General features: G+C 71.0%; 18 protein-coding genes. 7 read left to right on the plus strand and 11 right to left on the minus strand.

Going from position 1 to position 23,229, the window contains the following annotated elements:
* Positions 1-32 precede the first annotated feature (32 nt).
* Entirely contained in the window at positions 33-596 is a 564-nt protein-coding gene (locus OG309_RS15295) for a 5-formyltetrahydrofolate cyclo-ligase (RefSeq protein WP_329421309.1), read from the plus strand.
* 28 nt (positions 597-624) lie between these two features.
* Here the strand turns inward: OG309_RS15295 and OG309_RS15300 are convergent, their stop codons facing one another.
* On the minus strand, positions 625-3,342 hold the full coding sequence (locus tag OG309_RS15300) for a penicillin acylase family protein (protein WP_329421311.1): 2,718 nt from the start codon (positions 3,340-3,342) through the stop codon (positions 625-627).
* Between the two features lie 223 nt (positions 3,343-3,565).
* Between OG309_RS15300 and OG309_RS15305 the strand changes: the two genes are divergently transcribed.
* From OG309_RS15305 to mscL, 6 genes are all read left to right on the plus strand, one after another.
* Complete coding sequence (locus tag OG309_RS15305; protein WP_329428335.1) at positions 3,566-5,131, plus strand: potassium/proton antiporter; 1,566 nt, start codon at positions 3,566-3,568, stop codon at positions 5,129-5,131.
* Between the two features lie 249 nt (positions 5,132-5,380).
* Positions 5,381-6,661 carry an MFS transporter gene (locus tag OG309_RS15310; RefSeq protein WP_329421313.1) on the plus strand — a complete coding sequence of 427 codons (1,281 nt, stop codon included), beginning with the start codon at positions 5,381-5,383 and terminating at the stop codon, positions 6,659-6,661.
* Between the two features lie 68 nt (positions 6,662-6,729).
* Entirely contained in the window at positions 6,730-7,053 is a 324-nt protein-coding gene (locus tag OG309_RS15315; protein ID WP_329421315.1) for an FmdB family zinc ribbon protein, read from the plus strand.
* 78 nt (positions 7,054-7,131) lie between these two features.
* Positions 7,132-7,974 (plus strand): S-methyl-5'-thioadenosine phosphorylase, encoded by an 843-nt coding sequence (locus tag OG309_RS15320; protein WP_329421317.1) that lies wholly within the window; start codon positions 7,132-7,134, stop codon positions 7,972-7,974.
* A gap of 218 nt (positions 7,975-8,192) precedes the next feature.
* Positions 8,193-8,741: a hypothetical protein gene (locus OG309_RS15325; RefSeq protein WP_329421319.1), complete on the plus strand. Its 549-nt coding sequence runs from the start codon at positions 8,193-8,195 to the stop codon at positions 8,739-8,741.
* Positions 8,742-8,813: 72 nt separating this feature from the next.
* Positions 8,814-9,341, plus strand: coding sequence for a large conductance mechanosensitive channel protein MscL (gene mscL, locus OG309_RS15330; protein WP_402545939.1), 528 nt, complete (start codon positions 8,814-8,816; stop codon positions 9,339-9,341).
* 19 nt (positions 9,342-9,360) lie between these two features.
* Here the strand turns inward: mscL and OG309_RS15335 are convergent, their stop codons facing one another.
* From OG309_RS15335 to OG309_RS15380, 10 genes are all read right to left on the minus strand, one after another.
* The gene (locus OG309_RS15335; RefSeq protein ID WP_329421322.1) at positions 9,361-9,576 is read right to left on the minus strand and encodes a hypothetical protein; all 216 of its coding nucleotides are present in this window, start codon (positions 9,574-9,576) and stop codon (positions 9,361-9,363) included.
* A gap of 54 nt (positions 9,577-9,630) precedes the next feature.
* Entirely contained in the window at positions 9,631-10,050 is a 420-nt protein-coding gene (locus OG309_RS15340; RefSeq protein WP_329421323.1) for a DUF6755 family protein, read from the minus strand.
* A complete protein-coding gene (locus OG309_RS15345) occupies positions 10,047-10,715 on the minus strand; it encodes a QcrA and Rieske domain-containing protein (RefSeq protein ID WP_329421325.1) in 669 nt (222 codons plus the stop codon). Before OG309_RS15345 ends, OG309_RS15340 begins: the two co-directional genes overlap by 4 nt.
* Complete coding sequence (locus tag OG309_RS15350; RefSeq protein WP_329421326.1) at positions 10,712-11,311, minus strand: 4Fe-4S dicluster domain-containing protein; 600 nt, start codon at positions 11,309-11,311, stop codon at positions 10,712-10,714. The genes OG309_RS15345 and OG309_RS15350 overlap by 4 nt, the downstream gene beginning before the upstream one ends.
* Positions 11,312-11,319: 8 nt before the next feature.
* Positions 11,320-13,632, minus strand: a complete 2,313-nt coding sequence (locus OG309_RS15355) for a molybdopterin oxidoreductase family protein (protein ID WP_329421328.1) — start codon at positions 13,630-13,632, stop codon at positions 11,320-11,322.
* Positions 13,629-14,825, minus strand: a complete 1,197-nt coding sequence (locus OG309_RS15360) for an MFS transporter (protein ID WP_443067570.1) — start codon at positions 14,823-14,825, stop codon at positions 13,629-13,631. Before OG309_RS15360 ends, OG309_RS15355 begins: the two co-directional genes overlap by 4 nt.
* Before the next feature lie 108 nt (positions 14,826-14,933).
* Positions 14,934-15,734, minus strand: coding sequence for a pyruvate formate-lyase-activating protein (gene pflA / locus OG309_RS15365; RefSeq protein WP_329421330.1), 801 nt, complete (start codon positions 15,732-15,734; stop codon positions 14,934-14,936).
* Positions 15,735-15,928: 194 nt separating this feature from the next.
* Positions 15,929-18,223 carry a formate C-acetyltransferase gene (gene pflB / locus OG309_RS15370; protein ID WP_329421332.1) on the minus strand — a complete coding sequence of 765 codons (2,295 nt, stop codon included), beginning with the start codon at positions 18,221-18,223 and terminating at the stop codon, positions 15,929-15,931.
* A gap of 168 nt (positions 18,224-18,391) precedes the next feature.
* The gene (locus tag OG309_RS15375; protein ID WP_329421334.1) at positions 18,392-19,816 is read right to left on the minus strand and encodes an MFS transporter; all 1,425 of its coding nucleotides are present in this window, start codon (positions 19,814-19,816) and stop codon (positions 18,392-18,394) included.
* A gap of 118 nt (positions 19,817-19,934) precedes the next feature.
* Entirely contained in the window at positions 19,935-22,832 is a 2,898-nt protein-coding gene (locus OG309_RS15380) for an FAD-dependent oxidoreductase (RefSeq protein WP_329421336.1), read from the minus strand.
* Between the last annotated feature and the right edge of the window lie 397 nt (positions 22,833-23,229).

The raw sequence follows: 23,229 nt of genomic DNA on the forward strand, positions 1-23,229 counted from the left end.
ATCCGCGTACGGAACCGTCCGAGAAGACCGTCTTGCGCCGCGCGCTCCTGGGCGCCCGCGCCGAGTTGCCCCCCGACGCCACCGCGCGGGCCGCCGAGCTCCTCGCGCGGTCCGCCCTGCAGCTCGCCGAGCTCGCCGGGGCCCGCACGGTCGCCGCCTACGTCTCCGTGGGGCGCGAACCCGGCACCCGCGCGCTGCTCGACGCGCTGCGCGAGCGGGGCGTACGGGTCCTGCTGCCGGTGCTCCTGCCCGACAACGACCTCGACTGGGCCCTCTACGAAGGGCCCGAGCGGCTCGCGAAGGCAGGCCGCGGGCTGCTCGAACCGGTCGGCGAACGCCTCGGGCCCGAGGCCGTGTGCGCGGCGGACACGGTCCTCCTGCCGGGCCTCGCCGTCGACGCGCGCGGCATGCGGCTCGGGCGGGGCGGCGGCTCGTACGACCGGGTGCTCGCCCGGCTCGTACGCGCCGGGGCGCAGCCGGCCCTCGTGGTGCTCCTCTACGCGAACGAGGTGGTCGCGCGGGTCCCGGAGGAACCGCACGACCACCCCGTGCACGCGGTGGTGACCCCGGAGGGGGTCCGGCGCTTCGCGCCCTGATCTTTCCCGGGATTCCTTCCCCGGGGCCCTACGGCTGGAGCGTCAGGGTGTCCTTGGCGGCGGTGTCGACCGCCGCCTTGCCGTACGGCCAGTCCAGCAGCTCGCCCTTCACCCACTTGTCGGTCTGATCCGTGTAGTGGCTGTTGAACGCGTGGCCGGAGGCTCCGGAGAGGTTGATCCACCGGGACTTGTCCCAGTCGCCGACGTTGACGACCATCCGCATCGACGGCACCCAGATCACGTCGTAGCCGCCGGCCGCGTTCCAGCCGGTGGCGTCGACGGCCGCCTCGCCGCCGCCCAGGTTCCACGGGCCGCGGTTGAGCAGCGACTGCACGAAGCCGGGACCCGCGGTGCCGAGGGTCTGGTTCTTCAGGGTCAGCTGGTGCAGCCGGCCCCAGCTCCAGGTCGAGACGTCCTTGCCCAGCTTGGCGGTCAGCTCCCAGCGGGCGTCCTTCATGGCCTGCGCGAGCAGCTGGTCACGGGTCTCGGTGGGGGCGTTCAGCCGGTCGCCCGGCGTCTTCCACCAGTCGTTCTTGTCCTGCTTGAGCAGCGGGCGGACCACCTCGTACCAGCGGTCGCCGCCGTCCGGCTGCGCCGAGTCGGCATCGCGCTCGCCGCACTCGCGGACCAGCTTGTTCTGCTCGTCGACCGGTCCGGTGGAGTCGGCCCGGCGCACGTTGATGCACTCGCCCTCGACGCGCAGCTCCTTGGGCAGCTTCTCGCCGAAGGCCAGCTTGAGGACGTTGCGCCAGACCGCGTTGAAGTACGCGGCGGCCGCCGAGTCGGGCTCCTGGGTGTAGTCCCAGCCCTCCAGCAGCTTCTGCGCCTCGCGGACCTGCGGGTCGGAGATGTCGATCTTCAGCAGCAGCGGGTTGAGCAGGGTGGCGATCTCGCTGCGGTTGTCCATCTGCATGGTCTGCATGTCGTCCGGCGAGATCTTGCCGCCGTCCTTGATCTTCGACTCGATGAGGTCGTTGATCCGCTGGCTGCGCGAGCCGTAGCCCCAGTCCTTGGTGAGGAGGTAGGGGTACTTCTTCTCGTCGATGACGGCCTGGTTGGCGGTCACGACGTAGCCGCGCGCCGGGTCGTACTCGTAGGGCAGCTCGTCGAAGGGGATGTAGCCCTTCCAGTCGTACGAGGAGTCCCAGCCGGGCGCGGGCAGGGTGCCGTCGCCCTTGGTGCGGACCGGGATCTTGCCGGGCGACTGGTAGCCGATGTGGCCTTCGGTGTCGGCGTAGATCAGGTTCTGGGACGGGACCTCGAAGTTCTTGGCCGCGGCGCGGAAGCTCTTGAAGTCCTTGGCGCGGTTGAGCTCGAAGACGGCGTCCATCGACTTGCCGGGCTGGAGCGCGGTCCAGCGCAGCGCGACGCCGTAGCCGGTGCCGCGGTCGGGGGCGGCGTTGCCGACGGGGGCGTGCTTGCCGACCTTCTCCAGCTCGGTGGAGCGGTCGGAGACCAGCGGTCCGTGCTCGGTGGAGCGGACCGTGATGGTGCGGTCGCCGCCGCCGGCGACCTTGATGGTCTCCTCACGGGTCCGGAACGGCTTGACCTTGCCGTCGACGACGTAGCCCTGATCGCCGACCTTCTCCAGGTAGAGGTCGGTGACGTCGGCGCCGAGGTTGGTGAAGCCCCAGGCGACGGAGTCGTTGTGGCCGATGATCACGCCGGGGGTGCCGGAGAAGGTGTAGCCGGCGACGTCGTAGCGGCAGGTGGCCGAGACGGAGCGGCAGTGCAGGCCCATCTGGTACCAGAGGGACGGCAGCATCGGCGCGAGGTGCGGGTCGTTGGCGAGCAGCGGCTTGCCGGAGGTCGTGTACTTCCCGGAGACGACCCAGGAGTTCGAGCCGATGCCATTGCCGTTGGGGCCGAGCAGCGCGGGGATCTCGTCGAGGGCGTCGGAGAGCGCGGAGAGCTGCGACCGGGTGCCGCTGAGCGCGTCCGCGCCGCTGCCGCCGCCGTCGGAGCCGTGGGCCTCGGCCTGGGGGTCGAACTTCCCGGTGACCTTGTCGACGGCGCCCTGCGGGACGATCGGCTGGTGGAGCTCGTACGGGTAGCCCGGGTAGAGGTCCTTGATCTGCTGCGCCGTGAGCCTGCTGGTCATCAGCGAACGGTCGATCTCGTCCTGCATGTTGCCGCGCAGGTCCCAGGCCATCGCCTTGAGCCAGGCCACCGAGTCGACCGGGGTCCACGGCTCGATCGCGTAGTCGTTGGTGAAGGCCAGGGCCGCGTACTCGACGGAGACGTCCGACGGGTCCCGGTCCTTGAGATAGGCGTTGACGCCCTCGGCGTACGCCTGGAGATTCTTCTTGGTGTCCGCCGACAGGACCTTGTCGTACTCCTGCTGTGCGACCTGCCGCCAGCCGAGCGTGCGCAGGAAGGCGTCGGTGTCGACCTGGCTCTTGCCGAACATCTCGGAGAGGCGGCCGGCCGTCATGTGACGGCGGACGTCCATCTCGTAGAAGCGGTCCTGGGCCTGGACGTAGCCCTGGGCGCGGAAGAGGTCGGCCTCGTTGTCGGCGTAGATCTGCGGGACGCCGTAAGCGTCGCGCTTCACCTCGACCGGTCCGGAGAGCTTGTCGAGCCGGAGGGTGCCCGTGGTCTGCGGGAACGAGCCCCGGACGGTGCTGACGCCCCAGTACGCCCCGTACCCGATGCCCGCGACCAGAGCGAGGACCAGGACGAGAACGATCAGGCGGGCACGCCGCCCTTTCTTCTTGGCGGGAGGCGCGGTCGTGTTGGAGGGCATCGCTGTCCTTCGAGGGGCAGGGTGGTCCTGGAGTACGGGAGCAACCTTAGGCGCAGCGTCCGGAGGCCCTGGACGCGGTGTCAGGAAGAGATCCGTACTTATACGCACGGATGTGCGATGGAACACCAAGGAGGCGTCAAGAAAACGTTAAAGATTAGGTAAGGTAACGAAGTACCGGCGCTGGAGGAACGATCCAGCTGCACGTGAGGGGAAGGATCGGCCACTGACTGTCCACCAGCTCAACGAACTCCTGCTCATCTGCTCGCTCGTACTGCTCATCGCTGTCGCAGCGGTGCGGATCTCCTCCCGGAGCGGGCTCCCCAGCCTGCTGCTCTATCTCGGGATCGGGGTCGCCATAGGGCAGGACGGCATCGGCAACGTCGCCTTCGACAACGCCGAATTGACCCAGGTGATCGGCTATGCCGCACTTGTCGTGATCCTGGCCGAGGGTGGCCTGGGCACCAAGTGGAAGGAGATCAAACCCGCGTTGCCCGCGGCGGTCGTACTGTCGACCGTCGGCGTCGCGGTGAGCGTGGGCATCACGGCCGCGGCCGCGCACTACCTCGTCGGCCTGGAATGGCAGCAGGCCCTCATCATCGGCGCCGTCGTCTCCTCCACCGACGCCGCCGCCGTCTTCTCCGTCCTCCGCAAGGTGCCGCTGCCCTCCCGGGTCACCGGCGTCCTGGAGGCCGAGTCCGGATTCAACGACGCCCCCGTCGTCATCCTGGTCGTCGCCTTCTCCACCGTCGGACCCGTCGACGCCTGGTACCTCCTCGTCGGCGAGATCGCCCTGGAGCTCGCCATCGGCGTCGCCGTCGGCCTGACCGTCGGCTTCCTCGGCGCCTATGGCCTGCGCCACATCGCGCTGCCCGCCTCCGGCCTCTACCCGATCGCCGTCATGGCCATCGCCGTCGTCGCCTACGCCGCCGGCGCCATGGCCCACGGCTCCGGCTTCCTCGCCGTCTACCTGGCCTCCATGGTGCTCGGCAACGCCAAGCTGCCGCACGCCCCCGCCAACCGCGGCTTCGCCGAGGGGCTCGGCTGGATCGCCCAGATCGGCATGTTCGTCCTGCTCGGCCTGCTCGTCACCCCGCACGAGCTGGTCAACGACTTCTGGCCGGCCGTCGTCATCGGCCTCGTCCTCACCATGGTCGCCCGCCCCATGGAGGTCTTCGTCAGCCTCCTTCCGTTCCGCATCCCCTGGCAGGAGCAGGCCCTGATGTCCTGGGCCGGCCTGCGCGGAGCCGTGCCCATCATCCTCGCCACCATCCCGATGGTGTCCGGGATCGAGGGCAGCGAGCGGATCTTCAACATCGTCTTCGTACTGGTCGTCGTCTACACCCTGGTCCAGGGCCCGACCCTGCCCTGGCTGGCCAAGGCCCTCAAGCTGGGCGACTCGGCCGAGGCCGCCGACCTCGGCGTCGAGTCCGCCCCCCTGGAGCGACTGCGCGGACACCTCCTCTCCGTGGCCATCCCGGAGGGCTCCAAGATGCACGGCGTCGAGGTCGCCGAGCTCCGGCTGCCCCCCGGTGCGGCCGTCACCCTGGTCGTCCGGGAGGCCACCAGCTTCGTTCCCGGCCCCGCCACCGTGCTGCGCCGTGGCGACGAGCTCCTGGTGGTCGCCACCGACCCGGTGCGGGACGCCACCGAGCGCCGACTGCGCGCGGTCGGCCAGGGCGGCAAGCTGGCCGGCTGGCTGGGCACGGGGGGCGGCGGCGCCACCGCTGTCACCGCCCCGTCCCGCCATCGGGGCCCCTTTTCGAACCCCTTCCGGCGAACATCCGGTTAATCCCAGGCATTAATTCAGATGCAGGGGCGTTTTCCCAGGCGGGAAGACGCCCTTCCCTGTACCATGAAGGCACACTTGATCGAACCAACTCTGCCTGACGCAGAGCTGGCGCGACCGTATGGCGGCCGCGGCGCCCCCCACCTGTGGGGCCCGGGTATCTACCGCAGTTCCGCGCATGAGGACAGCTCTCGGCGATACCCGCACCAACCGTGCACGGGCCAGCTACCAGGCGGCGGAAAGGCATGGACCGTGGAGTCCACGGTCGTCCCCGAGAAGCGGCCCGGATACGGCAGGCTGCTGCGCACTCCGGGAGCTCTCTCCTTCCTTCTGCCGGGCTTCGCCGCCCGGCAGCCCTTCGCGATGCTGACCATCGGCATCGTGCTGCTCGTCCAGCACACCACCGGCTCCTACGGCAGCGCCGGTGCCGTCGCCGCCGTGACCGGCGTCTCGATGGCGCTGTTCGCCCCGCAGAGCGGCAAGCTGGCCGACCGCTTCGGCCAGCGGGCCGTCCTCGTCCCCGGTGTGCTCGTCCACACCGCCTCGGTCTCCCTCCTCGTCGCACTGGCCCTGGCCGGCGCCCCGCTGTGGGCCCTGTTCCTCGCGGCCGTCCCCGCCGGCGCCTCGGTGCCGCAGGTCGGGCCCATGGTCCGGGCCCGCTGGGCCGCCAAGCTGGACGGCACGCCCCTGATGCCGACCGCCGCGGCCTTCGAATCGGTCACCGACGAGTTCACCTTCGTCGTCGGCCCGGTCCTCGCCACCGCCCTGTGCACCGGTATCCACCCGGCGGCCGGCCTGATCGCCGAGGCCGCCCTCACCCTGGTCGGCGGCCTGTTCTTCGCCGCCCAGCGCAGCACCCAGCCCGCCTTCGGCCTGACCGCCGCGGCCGGCCAGGCGGACGGCGCACCGCACCGCTCGGCCCTGTCCATCCCCGGCGTCCGGGTCCTCGCCATCGCCTTCCTGGGCATCGGCTCGGTCTTCGGCGGCATGCAGGTCTCGCTCACCGCCTTCAGCGAGGAGATCGGCAACCCCGGCGCCAACGGTCTGCTGTACGGCATCTTCGCCGCCGGCAACATGCTCGCCGGCATCGCCATGGGCGCCGTCGCCTGGAAGATCGGCCCCCGCCGCCGACTGATCCTCGGCTACGTCGGCCTCACCGTCGCCGCCTCCCTCCTGTGGACCACGCACTCCGTCCTGCTGCTCGGCGCCCTCGGCCTCGTCGTGGGTCTGTGCATCGCCCCGGCGCTGATCACCGGCTACACGATCGTCGAGACCCTGGTCCCGCGCACGTCCCGCACCGAGGCCTTCACCTGGCTCACCGGCGCCGTGGCCCTGGGCCAGGCCGCCGCCGTCACGGTCGCCGGCCGACTGGCCGACGCCCACGGCGCGAGCACCGGATTCCTGGTCCCGATGGCGGGCACCGTGCTCGCCCTCGTCACCCTGCTCGCCCTGCGCTCGCGGCTCCAGCCGCACGCGACGGGCCGCGTCGCCGCGCGTGGCATCGGTCACCGAGTTCCCGTGACGGTGGACTGAACCGGCGGAATACGTCACTATGGATCGTCGTTAGCACTCGATGAGTGTGAGTGCCAGGAGGAAGACAAGTGCCGACCTACCAGTACCAGTGCACCGAGTGCGGCGAGGGCCTCGAGGCGGTGCAGAAGTTCACGGATGACGCTCTGACCGAGTGCCCGAACTGCAAGGGACGCCTGAAGAAGGTGTTCTCGGCCGTCGGCATCGTGTTCAAGGGTTCCGGCTTCTACCGGAACGACAGCCGCGGTGCGTCGTCCAGCAGCTCGCCGGCCGCGTCGAAGTCCTCTTCGTCGTCGTCCTCCACTTCGTCGTCGTCTCCTTCGTCGACCCCCTCGTCTTCGTCCTCCTCGGACTCGAAGCCGGCGGCCTCGTCGAGCTCCACCTCGGCGGCCTGATCCACCTTTCCCGCGTCTGCCCTGCCGACTTCCGTCGGCGGGGCATTCCGCGTTCCTGGGGCGGCTAGGGTGACCGCCATGACGAGCGACGTGTTCGCGGACATCGGTGTCATCGGCGGTTCGGGGTTCTACTCCTTCCTGGACGATGTGACCGAGGTGCCGGTCGACACCCCGTACGGCAGCCCCAGCGACTCCCTCTTCCTCGGCGAGCTCGCCGGCCGGCAGGTCGCCTTCCTCCCCCGGCACGGCCGCGGCCACAGCGTGCCGCCGCACCGGATCAACTACCGCGCCAACCTCTGGGCCCTGCGCTCGGTCGGCGTCCGGCAGGTCCTCGGGCCCTGCGCGGTGGGCGGCCTGCGCGAGGAGTACGGCCCCGGCACCCTCGTCGTGCCCGACCAACTGGTCGACCGGACGAAGACCCGCGCACAGACCTACTTCGACGGGGAGCCACGCCCGGACGGGGCCGTCCCGAACGTGGTCCACGTGAGCTTCGCCGACCCCTACTGCCCCGACGGACGCAAGGTCGCCCTGAAGGCCGCCCGGGGTCGGGGCTGGGACCCCGTCGACGGCGGCACCATGGTCGTCGTCGAGGGCCCCCGCTTCTCCACGCGCGCCGAGTCGCGGTGGCACGCGGCCACGGGCTGGTCGGTGGTCGGCATGACCGGCCACCCCGAGGCCGTCCTCGCCCGGGAACTGGGACTCTGCTACACCTCCTTCGCACTGGTGACGGACCTGGACGCGGGTGCGGAGACGGGGGACGGCGTCTCGCACTCCGAGGTACTGCGGGTGTTCGGCGAGAACGTGGGCCGGCTGCGTGACGTGCTCTTCGACGCGGTGGGCGCGCTCCCCGCGACGACCGACCGGGACTGCCTGTGCTCCCGGGCCCACGACGGGTGGGACCTGGGGATCGAACTGCCCTGAACCTCGCGGCGGGGTGAGGAACGCACCGCGTGGACCGGACTGCCTCAAGCGTCGCGGACGTCGCCGCACGGCGGCAATCGCTCGACGGGGTGAGGAAGTTGTCCACAGAAGCCCGTCTGTCCACAGGCCCGAGCGGGATCGCCGCGAGGGCGGGAGGGTGAGTGCGGTTCGCCGGACGGTCCGGCGGACGGCTCGTCCCACGACAGGCGGTATCCGCGATGACCTCAGACTCCTGCCTCCCCCACACCCGCACCTCGGTGCCCGCGCCGTGCGGTGTCCCCCCGTTCGATCCGCTGCGCGTGCGCGGCGGAAGGCTTCGGCTGCGGCGGGCGCTGCGCCGCAAGCGGCGGGCCCCCGCCGCGGTCCTGGCGGTGACCGCCGCCACGCTCGCGGCGGCCGGTGTGGCGGGGGCCGACGATCTGGTGGCCCCGCCGCCGCCCCGGCCCGCGGCGCAGGAGCGGCACCGGCCGCCTGTCGTACCGATCGTGTCGGCCCCGGTGCGGATCGCCGACGCGGAGACCGTGCGACTGCTGCGGCCCGGTGATCTGGTGGACGTGATCGCCGGGCCCGGCATGACGACGGTCGGGGCCGGCGGGGGCGGTGAGGCGCGCGTGGTCGCCTCGGGCGTCCGAGTGGCCGAAGTGCCCGGACCGGGCGAGACTCGCTCGGACGGTGGGGCGTTGGTCGTCCTGTCCGTTCCCCGGCCGACGGCGGCGGAGCTCGCCGGTGCGGGCATGACGTCTCAACTCGCGGTGACGCTGTGCTGATTCGCACTGACGGGCTGTCAAGTCACCGTCCCGTGTGTACGGATTGGACGCCTCTGCGCCGATCGCGGCGTAATGGCTCCGCACACTGCACACAAGACGAAGGGCACCACGGTGAGCGCGAAGAAGGAAAGCGTGCTGGACGGCTTCAAGGCCTTCCTCATGCGGGGGAATGTCATCGACCTGGCCGTGGCGGTCGTCATCGGCGCCGCGTTCACCAACATCGTGAACTCGGTGGTGAAGGGCATCATCAACCCGATCGTCGGCGCCTTCGGCACCAAGAACCTGGAGAGCTACAAGTCCTGCCTCAAGGACCCCTGCAAGGTCGTCAACGGAGAGATGCAGGGCATCCAGCTGGAGTGGGGCCTGGTCCTCAGCGCCATCCTCAGCTTCATCATCACCGCGGCCGTCGTCTACTTCCTGATGGTGCTGCCCATGGCGAAGGTGCTGGCCAAGCGCGCTGCGCACGACAAGGCGAAGGAAGGCGTCCAGGAGACCCTGGAGATCAGCGAGCTGGAGGTCCTCAAGGAGATCCGCGACACCCTCGTCGCCCAGCGGGGCCCGTCCTCCGGTTCGAGCACCGGGGCGCACCCCACCTCCTGACCGACGGCTCGCGTCGGCGTCAGAGGTGGTGCGGCGGCTTCTCGTCGAGGAAGCGCGCGAGGTCGGCGGCGCTGTCGCTGCCGGCCGGAGGCCGCTCGCCCCATCCTCGGTCCGTGTCGTCCGCGGACTGCTGGTCCAGTGGATCGTCGAAGATCAGTGCCGGCCTGGGTTGGGGATCGGGTCGGGAGTCGGACTGCTTCGCTGCTCGCGGTCCGGGGGCGGGGGCGGTGCTCATGTCTTCAGGGTACGCCGGGACCACCGCCCCGCACCGGGCCTGCCGATGGCCTTCTCAGCGGTCCTTCGGGTCGAGCATCCACAGGCCGAGGACGACGAGGAAGGACAGGACCAGGAAGCCCGCCCCCCACCAGGCGGTCCCGGTGTCGCCGGACATCCACTCGTCGACCACGATCGTCAGGCCCCACAGCTGGCCCACGACGACGGTGAGGGCGAGCACCAGGCGGGCGGTGAGCTTGGAGGAGCGTTCCGGCTCCTGCTCGGTCCCGGCGCCCGGGCCGGGGCCGGTGTTCCGGATCCGGGGGTCGCCGTAACCGCTGGTGGGGCGGATCTGGGGGTAGCGCTCATGGACCGGGCGGTTGAGACGCGGCTGGGCGCTGCCGGGGGTGTAGGCGGGCCGGGGCGGGAGCTCCTGCGGGGTCTCCGGCGGCTGGGGCGGGGCGGCCGGGTCCTTGGGGAACGGGGTGTCGGTCATGTCCGGCGGCTCCTCTCCAGGGTGCTGCCGAGCGGGCTGCCTTCGGTGGCACCCGGGCAGCCGAGGCGGCCGGCGAGTTCGGGGCGGGTCTCGCCGAGCTGGCGGCAAAGGCCCTCCTGGACGCTCTCGCCGGAGCGTGTGGTGCCGACGGCCCAGACGCTTCCGTCGGCCTCCTCGACCAGGAGCACCTTGGGAAGCGGCCGGGGCGGCGGGCCCGCGGTCACCTCCCCGGTGCGGGCGTCGAAGACTCCCTCGTGGCAGGGGCAGTACAGCTCGCCCTCGTTCCCCCGGTCCTTGCGCCAGAGCACGGCGCAGGCGAGGTGGGTACAGACGGCCGAGTAGCCGGCGAGGGTGCCGTCCTCCAGGCGGACGGCGACGGCGCGGTCCTCTTCCTCCGGGTAGCGGAAGGCGAGGGACTCGCCGGGCGGGAGCGAGTCGGCGATCCTCTTCGGCTGGGGTGCCCCGTCGCTGTCGCCGTGCCGGTGCAGGATGCCGGAGGCGACGCCGATGCCGCCGACGGCGAGGCCGCCGGAGACGGTGGCGACGATCCGCAGGTAGTCGCGGCGGGTGGTGAGGGAGTCGGCGGAGATGCGGTCGTGCAGGGCGGCCTGGGCGGCGTCGGGTGCTTCGGCGCCGTTGTCGGAGGGCTGCTGGGTGAGGCTCATCGGACGTCCACTCCGTTGACTTCGACGATGGGGAGACCGCCGGGGACGGGCCATTGGACCTTGTCGGCGGGGACGACCATCGCCACGCCGGTGGAGATGGTCGTGGAGCCGAAGGTGAAGGAGTCGGCGACCTGGACGCCGGGGCGTTCGGCGCGCAGCTCCTCGAGGGTGCCGTAGAAGAGGGCGCCGGTGGGACAGACCGTGGCGCACATGGGGGCGAGTCCGTAGGCGGTGCGGTCGTAGCAGAGGTTGCACTTCATCTGCAGCTTCGCCTGGAGGTCGATCTTCGGTACGCCGAAGGGGCAGGCGTTGACGCAGTTGGCGCAGCCGATGCAGCGGGTGGTGTCGGCCTGCTGCACGACGCCGTCGGCGGTGACGAGGATGGCGTCGGCGGGGCATACCTCGGCGCACGGGGCGACGGGGTCCTCGCAGTGCATGCAGACGGTGGGAAGGGAGGCGACGGAGCGCCCCTCTTCGGGGTAGTCCAGGTGGATCATCGACTTGCCGCGGTGCGAGTCGCACTCGCGGCAGGCGGAGACGCAGGCCTGGCAGCCGATGCAGCGGCCCGGGTCGATGAAGATGGTGCGGCCCATCATGTGCGGCGTCAGCTCCTCTCCGAGGTGCCACGGCCCTGGGGGGCCGTGGGGGGCAGGGGGTCGGCACGGGAGACCTGGGTCTCCGGGTAGGCGACCTGGCCGGGGGCGGTGGGCGGCGCGGGGACCTCGTCGATCCGCTCGGCCGGCTCGACGCGGGCGGCGCAGACCTTGTACTCGGGGATCTTGGAGCGCGGGTCGAGGGCGTCGATGGTCAGCACGTTGGCCGCGGTGGGCGCGGGCCAGTGGTAGGGGATGAAGACGGTGTCGGGGCGGATGGCCTCGGTGACCAGGGCGGGGAGGACCTCGCTGCCGCGGCGGGTGACGACGCGGACCGGGTCGCCGTTGCGGAAGCCGAGGGAGGGGTGGACCTCGACCCAGGGGCGGGGGGTCTGCTCGACGAGGGCGCCCAGGCGGCGGGTCTGGTTGCCGGAGAGGAAGTGGGCGACGGTGCGTCCGGTGGTGAGGGAGAGGGGGTATTCCTCGGTGTACGGGTCCATGGGCGGGTGCCATTCGACGACCTGCATATGGATCTTGCCGTCGGGGTGGTAGGTCCGGCCGTTCTCGAAGAGGCGGGGGGTGCCGGGGTGTTCGGTGTCGGGGCAGGGCCAGGCGATGCCGCCGGTCTCCTCCAGCCGCTCGTAGGTGATGCCGTAGTAGTCGTTGACCGTTCCGGCGGAGGCGAGGCGCAGTTCCTCGAAGACGGAGCGGGAGTCGGGGAAGTCGAACTTGTCGGCGGCGCCGAGGCGTCTGGCGAGTTCGCAGATGACCCAGGTGTCGGTGCGGACGCCGGCGGGCGGTTCCTGGGCCTTGTTGTGCTTGACGACGCGGGCCTCGGCGTTGGCCATGACGCCCTCGTCCTCGGCCCAGACGGTGACGGGGAAGACGACGTGGGCGTTGGCCGCGGTCTCGGAGAGGAAGAAGTCGAACTGGGCGTGGAACTCGGCGGTGTCGTACCCGTCCTTCACCGTGGCGTAGTTCGGGAGGGAGACGAAGGGGTTGTTGCAGATGCCGATGAGGCCGCGGATCTCGCGGCGCTGCATCTGCCAGACCATCTCCATCATGGAGGTGCCGGCGGCCGGCAGGTCGGCCTCGTCGATGCCCCAGATCTCGCAGATCTGGCGGCGGTGTTCGGGGTTGGAGATGGAGCGGCCGCCGGGCAGCAGGTCGGACTTCTGGCCGTGTTCGCGGCCGCCCTGGCCGTTGCCCTGGCCGGTGATGGTGCCGTAGCCGGCGCCGGGGCGGCCGATGTGTCCGGCGGCGACGCACAGGTTGATGATCGACAGGCAGTTCTCGACGCCCTGGGAGTGGTGTTCGACGCCGCGGGCGTGCCAGGCCATGGCCTTGTCGGCGCCGGCGAACATGCGGGCGACCTGGACGATCTGCTCCTCGGGGACGCCGCAGATCTCGGCGGCGCGGGCCGGCGGGTATGCGGCGACGGTCTTCCTCACGTCCTCCCAGCCGGTGGCGTGGGCGGCGAGGTAGGCCTCGTCGGTGAGGCCTTCGGCGACGACGGCGTGGAGGACGGAGTTGAAGAAGGCGGAGTCCGTGCCGGGCTTGAGGGCGACGTGCAGGTCGGCGGTGCGGGCGATGGGTGTCTCGCGGGGGTCGACGACGATCAGGGTGGCGCCCCGGTCCCGTGCTCCCCAGAGGTACTGGGTCATCACGGGGAAGCACTCGCCGACGTTGGAGCCGGCGATCAGCAGGCAGTCGGAGAGGAGGATGTCGGAGAAGGGGTTGCCGGCCCGGTCGATGCCGAAGGCGAGTTTGTTGGCTCCGGCGGCGGAGACCATGCACAGCCGGCCGTTGTAGTCGACGTGCTTGGTCTTCAGGGCGACGCGGGCGAACTTGCCGACCAGGTAGGTCTTCTCGGAGAAGAGGCTGGCGCCGCCGAGCAGGCCGAAGGCGTCGTTGCCGTACTCGCCCTGGATGCGGCGGATCTCGGAGACGGTGAAGTCCAGGGCCTCTTCCCAGCTGACTTCGCGGAAGGGCTCGTCGCGGTTGCGGCGCATGAGCGGGGAGGTGAGCCGGTCGGGGTGGTTGACCTGCTGGTAGGCGTTGATGCCCTTGGGGCAGAGCCGCATCCGGTTGATGTCGTGGTTGCGGGGTTCGACGCCGAAGACCTTCCCCGCGTGGTCGACCCGCAGGTACATGCCGCACTGCACGCCGCAGAAGCAGCAGTGGGTGGGGACGAGGGTCTCGCCGTTCTGGTCGGCGTGCCAGCGGTCGGCGGGGATGCCTCCGGCGTCGCGGAAGTTCCGGGTGCCGGGCGGGGCGACCGAGGGGTCGAGCGGGAGTGGCTGCCCGGCCTGCGCGTGGGTCACTTGAAGCCCTTCTTGATGTGGGTGAGGTAGGCGTTGCCGCGCAGGACGCGTTTGCAGCGGGGGCAGTACTCGGCCCATTCGTCGAAGTCGAGCCTGAGGTCGCGCATGGTGCCCTGGAGGTTCTCGACGTAAAGGGCGGCGTCGATGGGTTCGCCGCAGCGGCGGCAGGTGAGCAGTCCCTCTTCGCCGCCCGCCGCCGCCCCGCCTCCCACGACGGCACCGGCCGTGCCGGCGGCGGTGGCAGCGGCTCCCGCGGCGGTGCCGGCCTTGCCCCGCGAGGTGTACTTGAACAGCTGCATGCCGACGGCGGCCGGCCGCTGCACGATGTGGAAGAACTTCCCGAACGGGATGTAGATCAGGGTGAAGACCACCGACACCATGTGCAGGATCGCCAGGAACTCGTAGCCGCCGCCGTGCAGGAAGATCGAGGAGAAGGTGAGCAGCAGACCGGTCACCGAGATCACGATGAGGGCGATCAGCGGGACCAGGTCGTAGGCGAAGCGCTGGCCGGTGATGGCCGCGCGGTCCTTCATCCGGCGCCACAGGAAGTAGCAGGCGCCGGGGATGACGAGGACGGCGGCGATGTCCAGGCCGTGGAACATCAGCCAGCCGACGACGTTCAGCGAGTCGAACCCGAGGACCTTGAAGCCCCAGATCCGCATCTCGTAGCCCGGGCCCGAGCCGGTGGACGAGGTGAAGGTGAACCAGCCCCAGGTCAGCGGGAAGGTGATCAGCGCGGCGAGCACACAGCCCCAGAAGATCAGTTGGTGGGCGGCCCAGCGGGCGTGCGAGCGGGCGCCGAGGAACTTCTGGAAGCCCAGGTAGGTGGCGATCATCTTCGGCAGGGCGGTGGGGGCCCGGCGGAAGTTCTCGACGGAGAAGAAGGCGCGCCAGCCCTGCTTGAACAGGCGCCGGGCGCCGGGCGCCGAGATCCACACCGTGTAGCGGTAGGCCACGCCGAAGGCGAGGAAGACCGTCGCCACCGCGTACGGCAGGAGGGCCGAGTCGAAGTCGCGCAGCAGCCGGCTGCCGAGGACGATCGCGACGATCAGCAGGGCGGAGACGACGACCCCCGCGAGGGTCGCGCGGCGGCGCACCTGGGCGGGGGTCTGCGGCGGCGGGTCGGCGGAGGCGGTCGGCGTCTCTGCGAAGGCCTGCGGCGTTTCGGCGGGGGCCTGCGGTGGCTCGGTCACGCGGTCACCGTAGGCCAGATGATTTAGATTTGTCCTGTTTTGCCACGCAGGTGGGTGAGCGTGGCGCCGACCGAGTGTCCGGTGCGGCGGCGTTCCCGAACCTGTCCCTCAGACGGCGTACAGGCCGTGGGACCGGAACACCTCGCGCGCCGCCGTGACCTGCTCCGGAGTGGGTGAGGGGGTGTCATGGAGGGTGAAGGGCCTGGCGAGTGCCTGCCACTTCGCTTCGCCCAGCTTGTGGAAGGGAAGGATGTCCACGCGGGAGACGTTGCCGAGACCGGCGGCGAAGGCGGCGACTCCCTCGACGTTGGCGGGGTCGTCGGTCAGCCCCGGGACGAGCACGAAGCGGACGTGGACCTCCTGGCCGAGGTCGGCGAGGCGCCGGGCGAAGTCCAGAGTCGGCCGCAGCGGCCGGCCGGTCACCTTCTCGTACGTGTCCGGGTCCCAGGACTTGATGTCGAGAAGGACCAGGTCGGTGTCGCGCAGCAGGGCGTCGGTCGCGCGCACGCCCAGGAAGCCCGAGGTGTCGAGGGCGGTGTGCAGCCCGAGCTCGTGCTTCAGCCGGTGCAGCAGCTCACCGGTGAAGACGGGCTGGAGCAGCGGTTCACCGCCCGAGACGGTGGCGCCGCCGCCGGACGCGGAGATGAAGCGGGTGTACTTGCCCGCTTCCGCGATCACGTCGTCGGCCGAGGTGCGCTTGCCGTTCCGCATCCGCCACGTGTCGGGGTTGTGGCAGTAGAGACAGGTCAGCGGACAGCCGGAGAGGAAGGTCACGAAGCGCGTGCCGGGGCCGTCGACGCCGGTGGACAGGTCCCAGGAGTGCACGGAGCCCTCGGAGGGCCGCTGGGTCGCCGCGGCGGCCGGGGTGGTGGGGGCGGTCGGGATGTCCGAGCCGAGGAGCACGGCCATGGCTGGGCCTCCTGTCGAGGCGGAGGGAAGAGGTGGTGTGGGGGCGGAGAGTGCGGGGCGGGGGTGCGGGGCTGCGGTACGGGGGTGCGGGGCGGTGTCCGCGCGCGGCTCCGGGGCCCGGGTGAGGGTCGAGGAATCGGGCCCCTGGGCCGCGCGAGTCGGGGCGGGCCGGCCGGTGAGGGCCGGCCCGGGGGTCACAAGGACCCGTGGAAGGTGCGGTTCAGGACGTCGAGCTGCTGCTCGCGGGTGAGGCGGACGAAGTTCACCGCGTATCCGGAGACCCGGATGGTCAGCTGCGGGTAGTTCTCCGGGTGCTCCATCGCGTCCATCAGGACGTCCCGGTTGAGGACGTTGACGTTCATGTGGAAGCCGTCGCTGGCCATGTAGCCGTCGAGGACACCGGCGAGGTTCTTGATCCGCTCCTCGGGGGTCCGGCCCAGGCCGTCGGGAGTGACGGTGTTGGTCAGCGAGATGCCGTCCTCGGCGTCCTCGTACGGCAGCTTGGCGACCGACATCGCCGAGGCCACGTAGCCGTGGGTGTCGCGGCCGTTCATCGGGTTGGCGCCCGGGGAGAACGGCTCGCCGGCGCGGCGCCCGTCGGGGGTGTTGCCGGTCTTCTTGCCGTAGACGACGTTGGAGGTGATCGTCAGGACGGACTGGGTGTGTTCGGCGTCGCGGTAGGTCGGGTGCCTGCGCACCTTCCTCATGAACTCCTCGACCAGCCAGACGGCGATCTCGTCGACCCGCTCGTCGTTGTTGCCGTACGCCGGGTAGTCGCCCTCGATCGTGTAGTCGGTGGCCAGGCCGGTCTCGTCGCGCACCGGGGTGACCTTGGCGTACTTCACGGCGGCCAGCGAGTCGGCGGCCACCGAGAGGCCGGCGATGCCGCAGGCCATGGTGCGGCGCACGTCGCGGTCGTGGAGCGCCATCTCGATGCGCTCGTAGGCGTACTTGTCGTGCATGTAGTGGATGACGTTCAGGGCGTGGACGTAGACGTTCGCCAGCCACTCCATCTGCTCGTCGAACTTGCGCATGAGCTCGTCGTAGTCGAGCACGTCCGAGGTGATGGCGCCGGTGTCGGGGCCGACCTGGGCGCCGGACTTCTCGTCGCGGCCGCCGTTGACCGCGTACAGGAGGGTCTTGGCGAGGTTCACGCGGGCGCCGAAGAACTGCATCTGCTTGCCGACGGGCATCGCCGAGACGCAGCAAGCGATGGCGGTGTCGTCGCCGAAGCGGGGCCGCATCAGCTCGTCCGACTCGTACTGCACGGAGGAGGTGTCGATGGAGACCCTGGCGCAGAACTCCTTGAAGCCCTGGGGGAGCTGCGGCGACCAGAAGACGGTCATGTTCGGCTCGGGGGCCGGGCCGAGGTTGTAGAGGGTCTGGAGGTAGCGGAAGGAGGTCTTGCTGACCAGCGGCCGCCCGTCCTCGCCCATGCCGGCGATGGACTCGGTGACCCAGGTCGGGTCGCCGGAGAACAGCTCGTCGTACTCGGGGGTGCGCAGGAAGCGGACGATGCGCAGCTTGATGATGAAGTCGTCGACCAGCTCCTGGGCCTGCTCCTCGGTGAGGCGGCCGGCGTCGAGGTCGCGCTGGAGGTAGACGTCGACGAAGGTGGAGGTGCGGCCCAGCGACATCGCGGCGCCGTTCTGCTCCTTCACGGCGGCGAGGTAGGCGAAGTACAGCCACTGGACGGCCTCGCGGCCGGTGGTGGCGGGGCCGGAGATGTCGTAGCCGTAGGAGGCGGCCATCGCCTTCAGCTCGCCGAGGGCGCGCATCTGCTCGGAGAGCTCCTCGCGCAGCCGGATGGTCTCCTCGAGCGAACGGTTGCCGGCGGGGAGGGAGTTGAGCTCCTCCTTCTCCTCCTTCTTCACCGCGACGAGGCGGTCGACGCCGTAGAGGGCCACCCGGCGGTAGTCGCCGATGATGCGGCCGCGGCCGTAGGCGTCGGGGAGTCCGGTGACGATGCCGGCCTTGCGGGCGGCGCGGATCTCGGGGGTGTAGGCGTCGAAGACACCGGCGTTGTGGGTCTTGCGGTACTCGGTGAAGACCTTCTCCAGCTCCGGGGAGACCGGGTAGCCGTAGGTCTCCAGGGCGCCGGCCACCATCCGCCAGCCGCCGTACGGCATGATCGCGCGCTTGAGCGGCGCGTCCGTCTGGAGGCCGACGATCAGGTCCTTGTCGCGGTCGATGTAGCCGGGGGCGTGGGCGGTGATGGTGGAGGGGATGTCGTACGAGACGTCGTGGACGCCCTTGGCCCGCTCCTCGGGGAACCTGTCCGTGATGGCCTTCCACACGGCGGTGGTCCGCTCGGTGGGGCCGGCGAGGAAGGAGTCGTCACCCTCGTACGGCGTGTAGTTCTGCTGGATGAAGTCGCGGACGTCGATGGCGTCGCGCCAGAGGCCGCCCTTGAAGCCCTTCCAGGCTCCTTCGTTCACCGTCGCTTCAGCAGGGGTCGCAGTCACTGCCCGCACCGCCTTCTCGATCATTCGACTCAGCCGCTTTGCTTGCTTCCATTCCACTCCGTTTGATCGATCAAAGGGGGCGGCAATGGTCACCAGTCGATGGCCCTAGGTCCCGTTCCGGGAACGGGAGAAGGCCCCGCCTGGGCGGGGCCTTTTCCGGGCGACCAGCTGCTTTCGGTCAGGCGGTATCGGTCAGCTGGGGGCCTCGGCGCCCTTGCGGGCGTAGAACCACCAGGTCACCAGGGTGCAGCTCGCGTAGAAGGCGACGAATCCCCACATCGCGCTGGTCACGGCCACCGAACCGAAGAGGGCCGGGATGAAGAAGAAGCCGTAGGCCGCGATGGCCGAGGTGAAGCCGGTGACCGCACCGGACTCCATTTCCGCCTGCTTGAGGGCCCGGGCGTACTCCGGGGTGCCTTCCGTCAGGCCCTTCAGGTGGGTGCCGCGGAAGATCACCGGGATCTGGCGGAAGGTCGATCCGTTGCCGATCCCGGAGAAGAGGAAGGCCGCGAGGAAGCAGAAGAAGAAGCCGTAGAAGGAGCCGCCGTCACCGCCCGAGGGCAGGAAGTCGATCACGCCGATGATGGAGATCGCCATGCCCACGAAGGACAGGATCGTGACGCGCGCACCGCCCCACTTGTCCGCGATCCAGCCGCCCGCCCACCGGGCGAGGGCGCCGACCGCCGGGCCCATCCAGGCGTAGGTGGCGATCGAGTAGTCGGGGAAGGTGGTCTTGATCAGCATCGGGAGCGCCGCGGCGAAGCCGATGAAGGAGCCGAAGGTGCCGACGTACAGCCAGGTCATCAGCCAGTTGTGCTTGCGCTTGAAGATGATCTTCTGGCGGCTGAAGGGGGTGGACGCCACCTTCAGGTCGTTCTGCCCGAACCAGGCCACGGCCGCGAGCACCAGCAGCACGGGCACCCAGATGAAGGCCGCGTTCTGCAGGTGGACCGGGGTGCCGTCCGCCTTGTGCTGGGCGGAGCCGATGGCGATCGTCGACCAGGTGATGACGATCGGCGTCAGCAGCTGGACCACCGAGACGCCCAGGTTGCCCAGGCCGCCGTTGATGCCGGTCGCGCTGCCCTTCTTCGCCTTGGGGAAGAAGAAGCCGATGTTGGCCAGGGAGGAGGCGAAGTTGGCGCCGCCGATGCCGCAGAGCGCGGCGATGGCGACCATCACGCCGTACGAGGTCGACGGGTCCTGGATCGCGATGCCCAGCCAGATCAGCGGCACGATCAGCACCACCGTCGACACGGCGGTGAAGCGCCGCTGGCCGATCATCGGGCCGAGGAAGGTGTAGAAGATCCGGGCCGTGCCGCCGGTCAGACCGGGGATGGCCGTCAGCCAGAACAACTGCGAGGTGGAGAACGAGAAGCCGACGTCCTTCAGGTTGGTCGCGGTGACCGACCACACCTGCCAGACGACGAAGGCCACGAGCAGGGCGGGTACCGCGATCCACAGGTTGCGGTGGGCGACCTTCTTGCCGATGGACTTCCAGAACAGCTCGTTCTCCGGCTCCCAGTCCGTGATCGGCCGGCCGGGACGGTACTGCTCCGAGTCGTACGAGGCGGGTGACGGCCCGCCCTTCGTCCTGCTGTCCTGGGCTACGGAACTCATGGCGCTTCCCTGACGGTTCGAGGGGTTCTTGCCCTTCCAGGCTGCGCCGCCGCACAAGGGGTGCGTGAGAGTCCATGGTCGGCGGAGAGGGCGGCCTAGGTCCCGTCCGTACCGGGCCCTACGCACCCTCGGAAGCGGCCGGGACCGCCAGCAGCGGCAGCGACACCTCCGGGTCGTCCAGGCAGACGCCGGTCCTGAGGTCGAACTCCTGCTTGTGCATCGGCGAGGCCACCACCGGCACGCCGCCCCGGGTGCCCATGATCCCGTCCGCCATGACGTCGGCGCCCGAGAACGGGTCCCGGTTGCCCACCGCGTACACCTCCCCCGCGCCGTCCTTGAACAGCGCCGCCTCCGTCCCGTCGGCGAGCACCGCGGCCCGGCCCCGGCCGGGCTCCAGGAACTCCACCCCGGCCACGTGCGGCGCGAAGCGCTCCAGGGCCGCCGGGTCCGCCAGGACCGCCTGCCACTCGTCGCGGTACGCGGCCACGTGCCGCTCCATCTGCGCCTCCAGCTCGGCGCAGATGCCCAGCGAGTCCTCCACGACGACCTCGCGCAGGTGCTCGATGCCGCCGCCGGTCCCGCCGAGGCGCTCCAGCCAGGCCGAGGTGCGCTCCAGGCGCTCGCCCGTGCGGACGTAGTACATGAGGAAGCGGTCGATCAGTGCGAACAGCTCCGCCGCCGACAGGTCGGAGGCCAGCAGGTCGGCGTGGCGCGGGCTGGTGCCGCCGTTGCCGCAGACGTACAGGTTCCAGCCGCCGGCGGTGGCGATCACGCCGATGTCCTTGCCGCGGGCCTCCGCGCACTCGCGCAGACAGCCCGACACCCCGCCCTTGATCTTGTGCGGGGCGCGCAGGCCCCGGTAGCGCAGCTCCAGGTCGATCGCGAGCTGCACCGAGTCGCCCTGCCCGAAGCGGCAGAACTTCGAGCCGACGCAGGACTTCACCGTCCGCAGCGACTTCCCGTACGCCTGCCCCGACTCGAAGCCCGCGGCGATCAGCCTGCGCCAGATCGCGGGGAGCTCCTCCTTCCGCGCGCCGAACAGGTCGATGCGCTGACCGCCCGTGATCTTGCTGTAGAGGCCGTGGTCGCGGGCCACCTCGCCGATCACGATGAGCTGCTCGGCGGTGATCTCGCCGCCCGGGACGCGCGGCACCACCGAATAGGTGCCGTCCTTCTGGAGGTTGGCGAGGAACAGGTCGTTGGAGTCCTGGAGGGCGGCCTGCTCACCCTCCAGGACGTGCCGCAGTCCGAGCTCGGGGGCGAGGGTGCCGAGGACGTTGGCGACGACGGGCTTGCAGACCGTGCACCCGGAGACGGGGACGGGGACAGAGACAGGGACGGGGACGGGGACGGGGACAGGGACAGAGCCGGAGACGGGGACGGAGCGCGGATCGGGGTCCGTGCCCGCGCCGGAGACCGCTCCCGCGTCGACCGTCCCGTACCGCTCCATCAACTCGGTGAAGGAGCGGATGTGTTCGGTGCGGATCAGGTCGTAGATCTCGGCGCGGCCCAGCTCCGGGAAGTGCTCGCACAGCCCGCGCCGCTTCTCCACCCCGGCCCCGTCCAGGACCGCCTGGAGGGTGTTCACGCAGCCGCCACAGCCCGTGCCCGCCTTGGTGCAGCGCTTGACGCCGCCTACGTCGGTGAGGCCGTGCTCGGCGATCGCCTCCCGTACCGCGCCCTTGGTGACGTTGTGGCACGAACAGACGACGGCGTCGTCCGCGAGCGCGTCGGCGCCGGGCAGCTGTCCGGCGCCGTCCGAGGACGGCAGGATGAACGCCTCGGGCGGCGCCGGAAGCCGCCGTCCCGCGTGCGGCCGCAGCGAGCCGTACGCCTCCGCGTCACCCACCAGGATGCCGCCGAGGAGCTGCCCGTCCGGGCCGAGCAGCAGCTTCTTGTAGACGCCCTCGCGCCCGTCCGAGAACACGATCTCGGTGGCCCGCGGCACGTCCGAGAACGGGTCGCCGAAGGACGCCACGTCCGCCCCGAGCAGCTTCAGCTTGGTCGACGTGTCCGCGCCCGTGAACACCAAACCGCCCGGCCCCGCCAGCCGGTCCGCGACCACCTCCGCCATCTGGTAGCCGGGCGCGACCAGGCCGTAGACCCGGCCGTCGCAGGTCTGGGCGCACTCGCCGACCGCGTACACGTACGGGTCGCTGGTCCGGCAGTGCTCGTCGACCACCACTCCCCCGCGGTCGCCGACCGCGAGCCCCGCCTCGCGCGCGAGGCGATCTCTGGGCCGTACGCCCGCCGAGAAGACCACCAGGTCGGCGGGGATCCGCGTACCGTCGGACAGCTTCAGGGACCGCACCCGGCCGTCGGCGTCGACGTCGACCTCGGTGGCGCCGACGCCCGTGTGCACGGCCACGCCCATCGACTCGATCGTGGCGCGCAGCGCCGCCGCGCCGCCGTCGTCGACCTGCAGCGGCATCAGCCGGGACGCGAACTCCACGACGTGCGTGGCCGCCCCCAACGTGCGCAGCGCGCCCGCCGCCTCCAGGCCGAGCAGTCCGCCGCCGATGACGACACCGGTACGGACGCCGTCCCCCGTGCCGGCGTACGCGGTGAGTGCGTCGACGTCGTAGAGCGTGCGGTACGTGAAGCAGCCGGCCGCGTCGGCGCCGGTGATGGGCGGCACGAACGGGTAGGAGCCGGTGGCCATGACCAGCACGTCGTACGGCACGACGGCGCCGGAGGTCGTGGTGACCGTGCGGGCGGCGGTGTCGACGTGTTCGGCCGGGTCGCCCAGGCGCAGGTCGACGAGGTCGTCGTCGAGGGCGGGCAGGGCGAGGTCCCCGGGCTCCGTGCCGGTGAACACCGAGGACAGGTGCACGCGGTCGTACGCGGGGACGTCCTCCTCCCCCAGCACGACCGCCCGCCAGCCGGGCCCGCCGTCGGGACCGGCGAGCGCGTCCCGCTCCGCCAGGGCCTCCAGGAGCCGGTGCCCGACCATGCCGTGGCCGATCAGCACGAGGTTCCGGGTCTGCTGGGCGGGGCCGGCGGGGGCGGCAGCCATGGCGGTCTCCGTGGGGTGGGAGGTGCAGGTGGGGCAGCGGGGGTTTCCGAGCTCCGTCGCCTTCGACGGTAGGGCGGTCCAACCGCCCGGCCGGCCCCGAAAAAGACCCGAGGCGCCGGGACTTGCGGCCCTGCGGGACGGGACCTGCGGCGGGGCCGGGAGGCGGGGGCGCGGGCATAGCGTGAGCGGTGAGGGGGCCGCGACGCCGAACGACACCGGCGGCGCGGCCCCGGACGGGGACGGGACGGGGACGGGACGGGGACGGGGTCGGGGACGGGGACGGGGACGGGGACGGGGCGCGGCTCCTCAGGCTTCCGGTCCCTCGTGGAGGCGGGAACGGCAGGAACGGGGGACCCGGAACAGAGGGCAAGGGCTGAGCCGCCCCGGAACGCCGCGA

This window comes from Streptomyces sp. NBC_01268, from assembly GCF_036240795.1.
Classification (GTDB): Bacteria; Actinomycetota; Actinomycetes; order Streptomycetales; family Streptomycetaceae; genus Streptomyces.

Excerpts from the sequence above, each read along its gene's own strand:
- pflA (WP_329421330.1), bottom strand. The coding sequence starts at position 15,734 with ATGGCCGTGCTCCTCGGCTCGGACATCCCGACCGCCCCCACCACCCCG.
- OG309_RS15380 (WP_329421336.1), bottom strand. The coding sequence starts at position 22,832 with ATGGCTGCCGCCCCCGCCGGCCCCGCCCAGCAGACCCGGAACCTCGTG.
- pflB (WP_329421332.1), bottom strand. The coding sequence starts at position 18,223 with ATGATCGAGAAGGCGGTGCGGGCAGTGACTGCGACCCCTGCTGAAGCG.
- OG309_RS15340 (WP_329421323.1), bottom strand. The coding sequence starts at position 10,050 with ATGACCGACACCCCGTTCCCCAAGGACCCGGCCGCCCCGCCCCAGCCG.
- OG309_RS15375 (WP_329421334.1), bottom strand. The coding sequence starts at position 19,816 with ATGAGTTCCGTAGCCCAGGACAGCAGGACGAAGGGCGGGCCGTCACCC.
- OG309_RS15345 (WP_329421325.1), bottom strand. The coding sequence starts at position 10,715 with ATGAGCCTCACCCAGCAGCCCTCCGACAACGGCGCCGAAGCACCCGAC.
- OG309_RS15350 (WP_329421326.1), bottom strand. The coding sequence starts at position 11,311 with ATGATGGGCCGCACCATCTTCATCGACCCGGGCCGCTGCATCGGCTGC.
- OG309_RS15320 (WP_329421317.1), top strand. The coding sequence starts at position 7,132 with ATGACGAGCGACGTGTTCGCGGACATCGGTGTCATCGGCGGTTCGGGG.
- OG309_RS15300 (WP_329421311.1), bottom strand. The coding sequence starts at position 3,342 with ATGCCCTCCAACACGACCGCGCCTCCCGCCAAGAAGAAAGGGCGGCGT.
- mscL (WP_402545939.1), top strand. The coding sequence starts at position 8,814 with ATGGCTCCGCACACTGCACACAAGACGAAGGGCACCACGGTGAGCGCG.
- OG309_RS15335 (WP_329421322.1), bottom strand. The coding sequence starts at position 9,576 with ATGAGCACCGCCCCCGCCCCCGGACCGCGAGCAGCGAAGCAGTCCGAC.
- OG309_RS15325 (WP_329421319.1), top strand. The coding sequence starts at position 8,193 with ATGACCTCAGACTCCTGCCTCCCCCACACCCGCACCTCGGTGCCCGCG.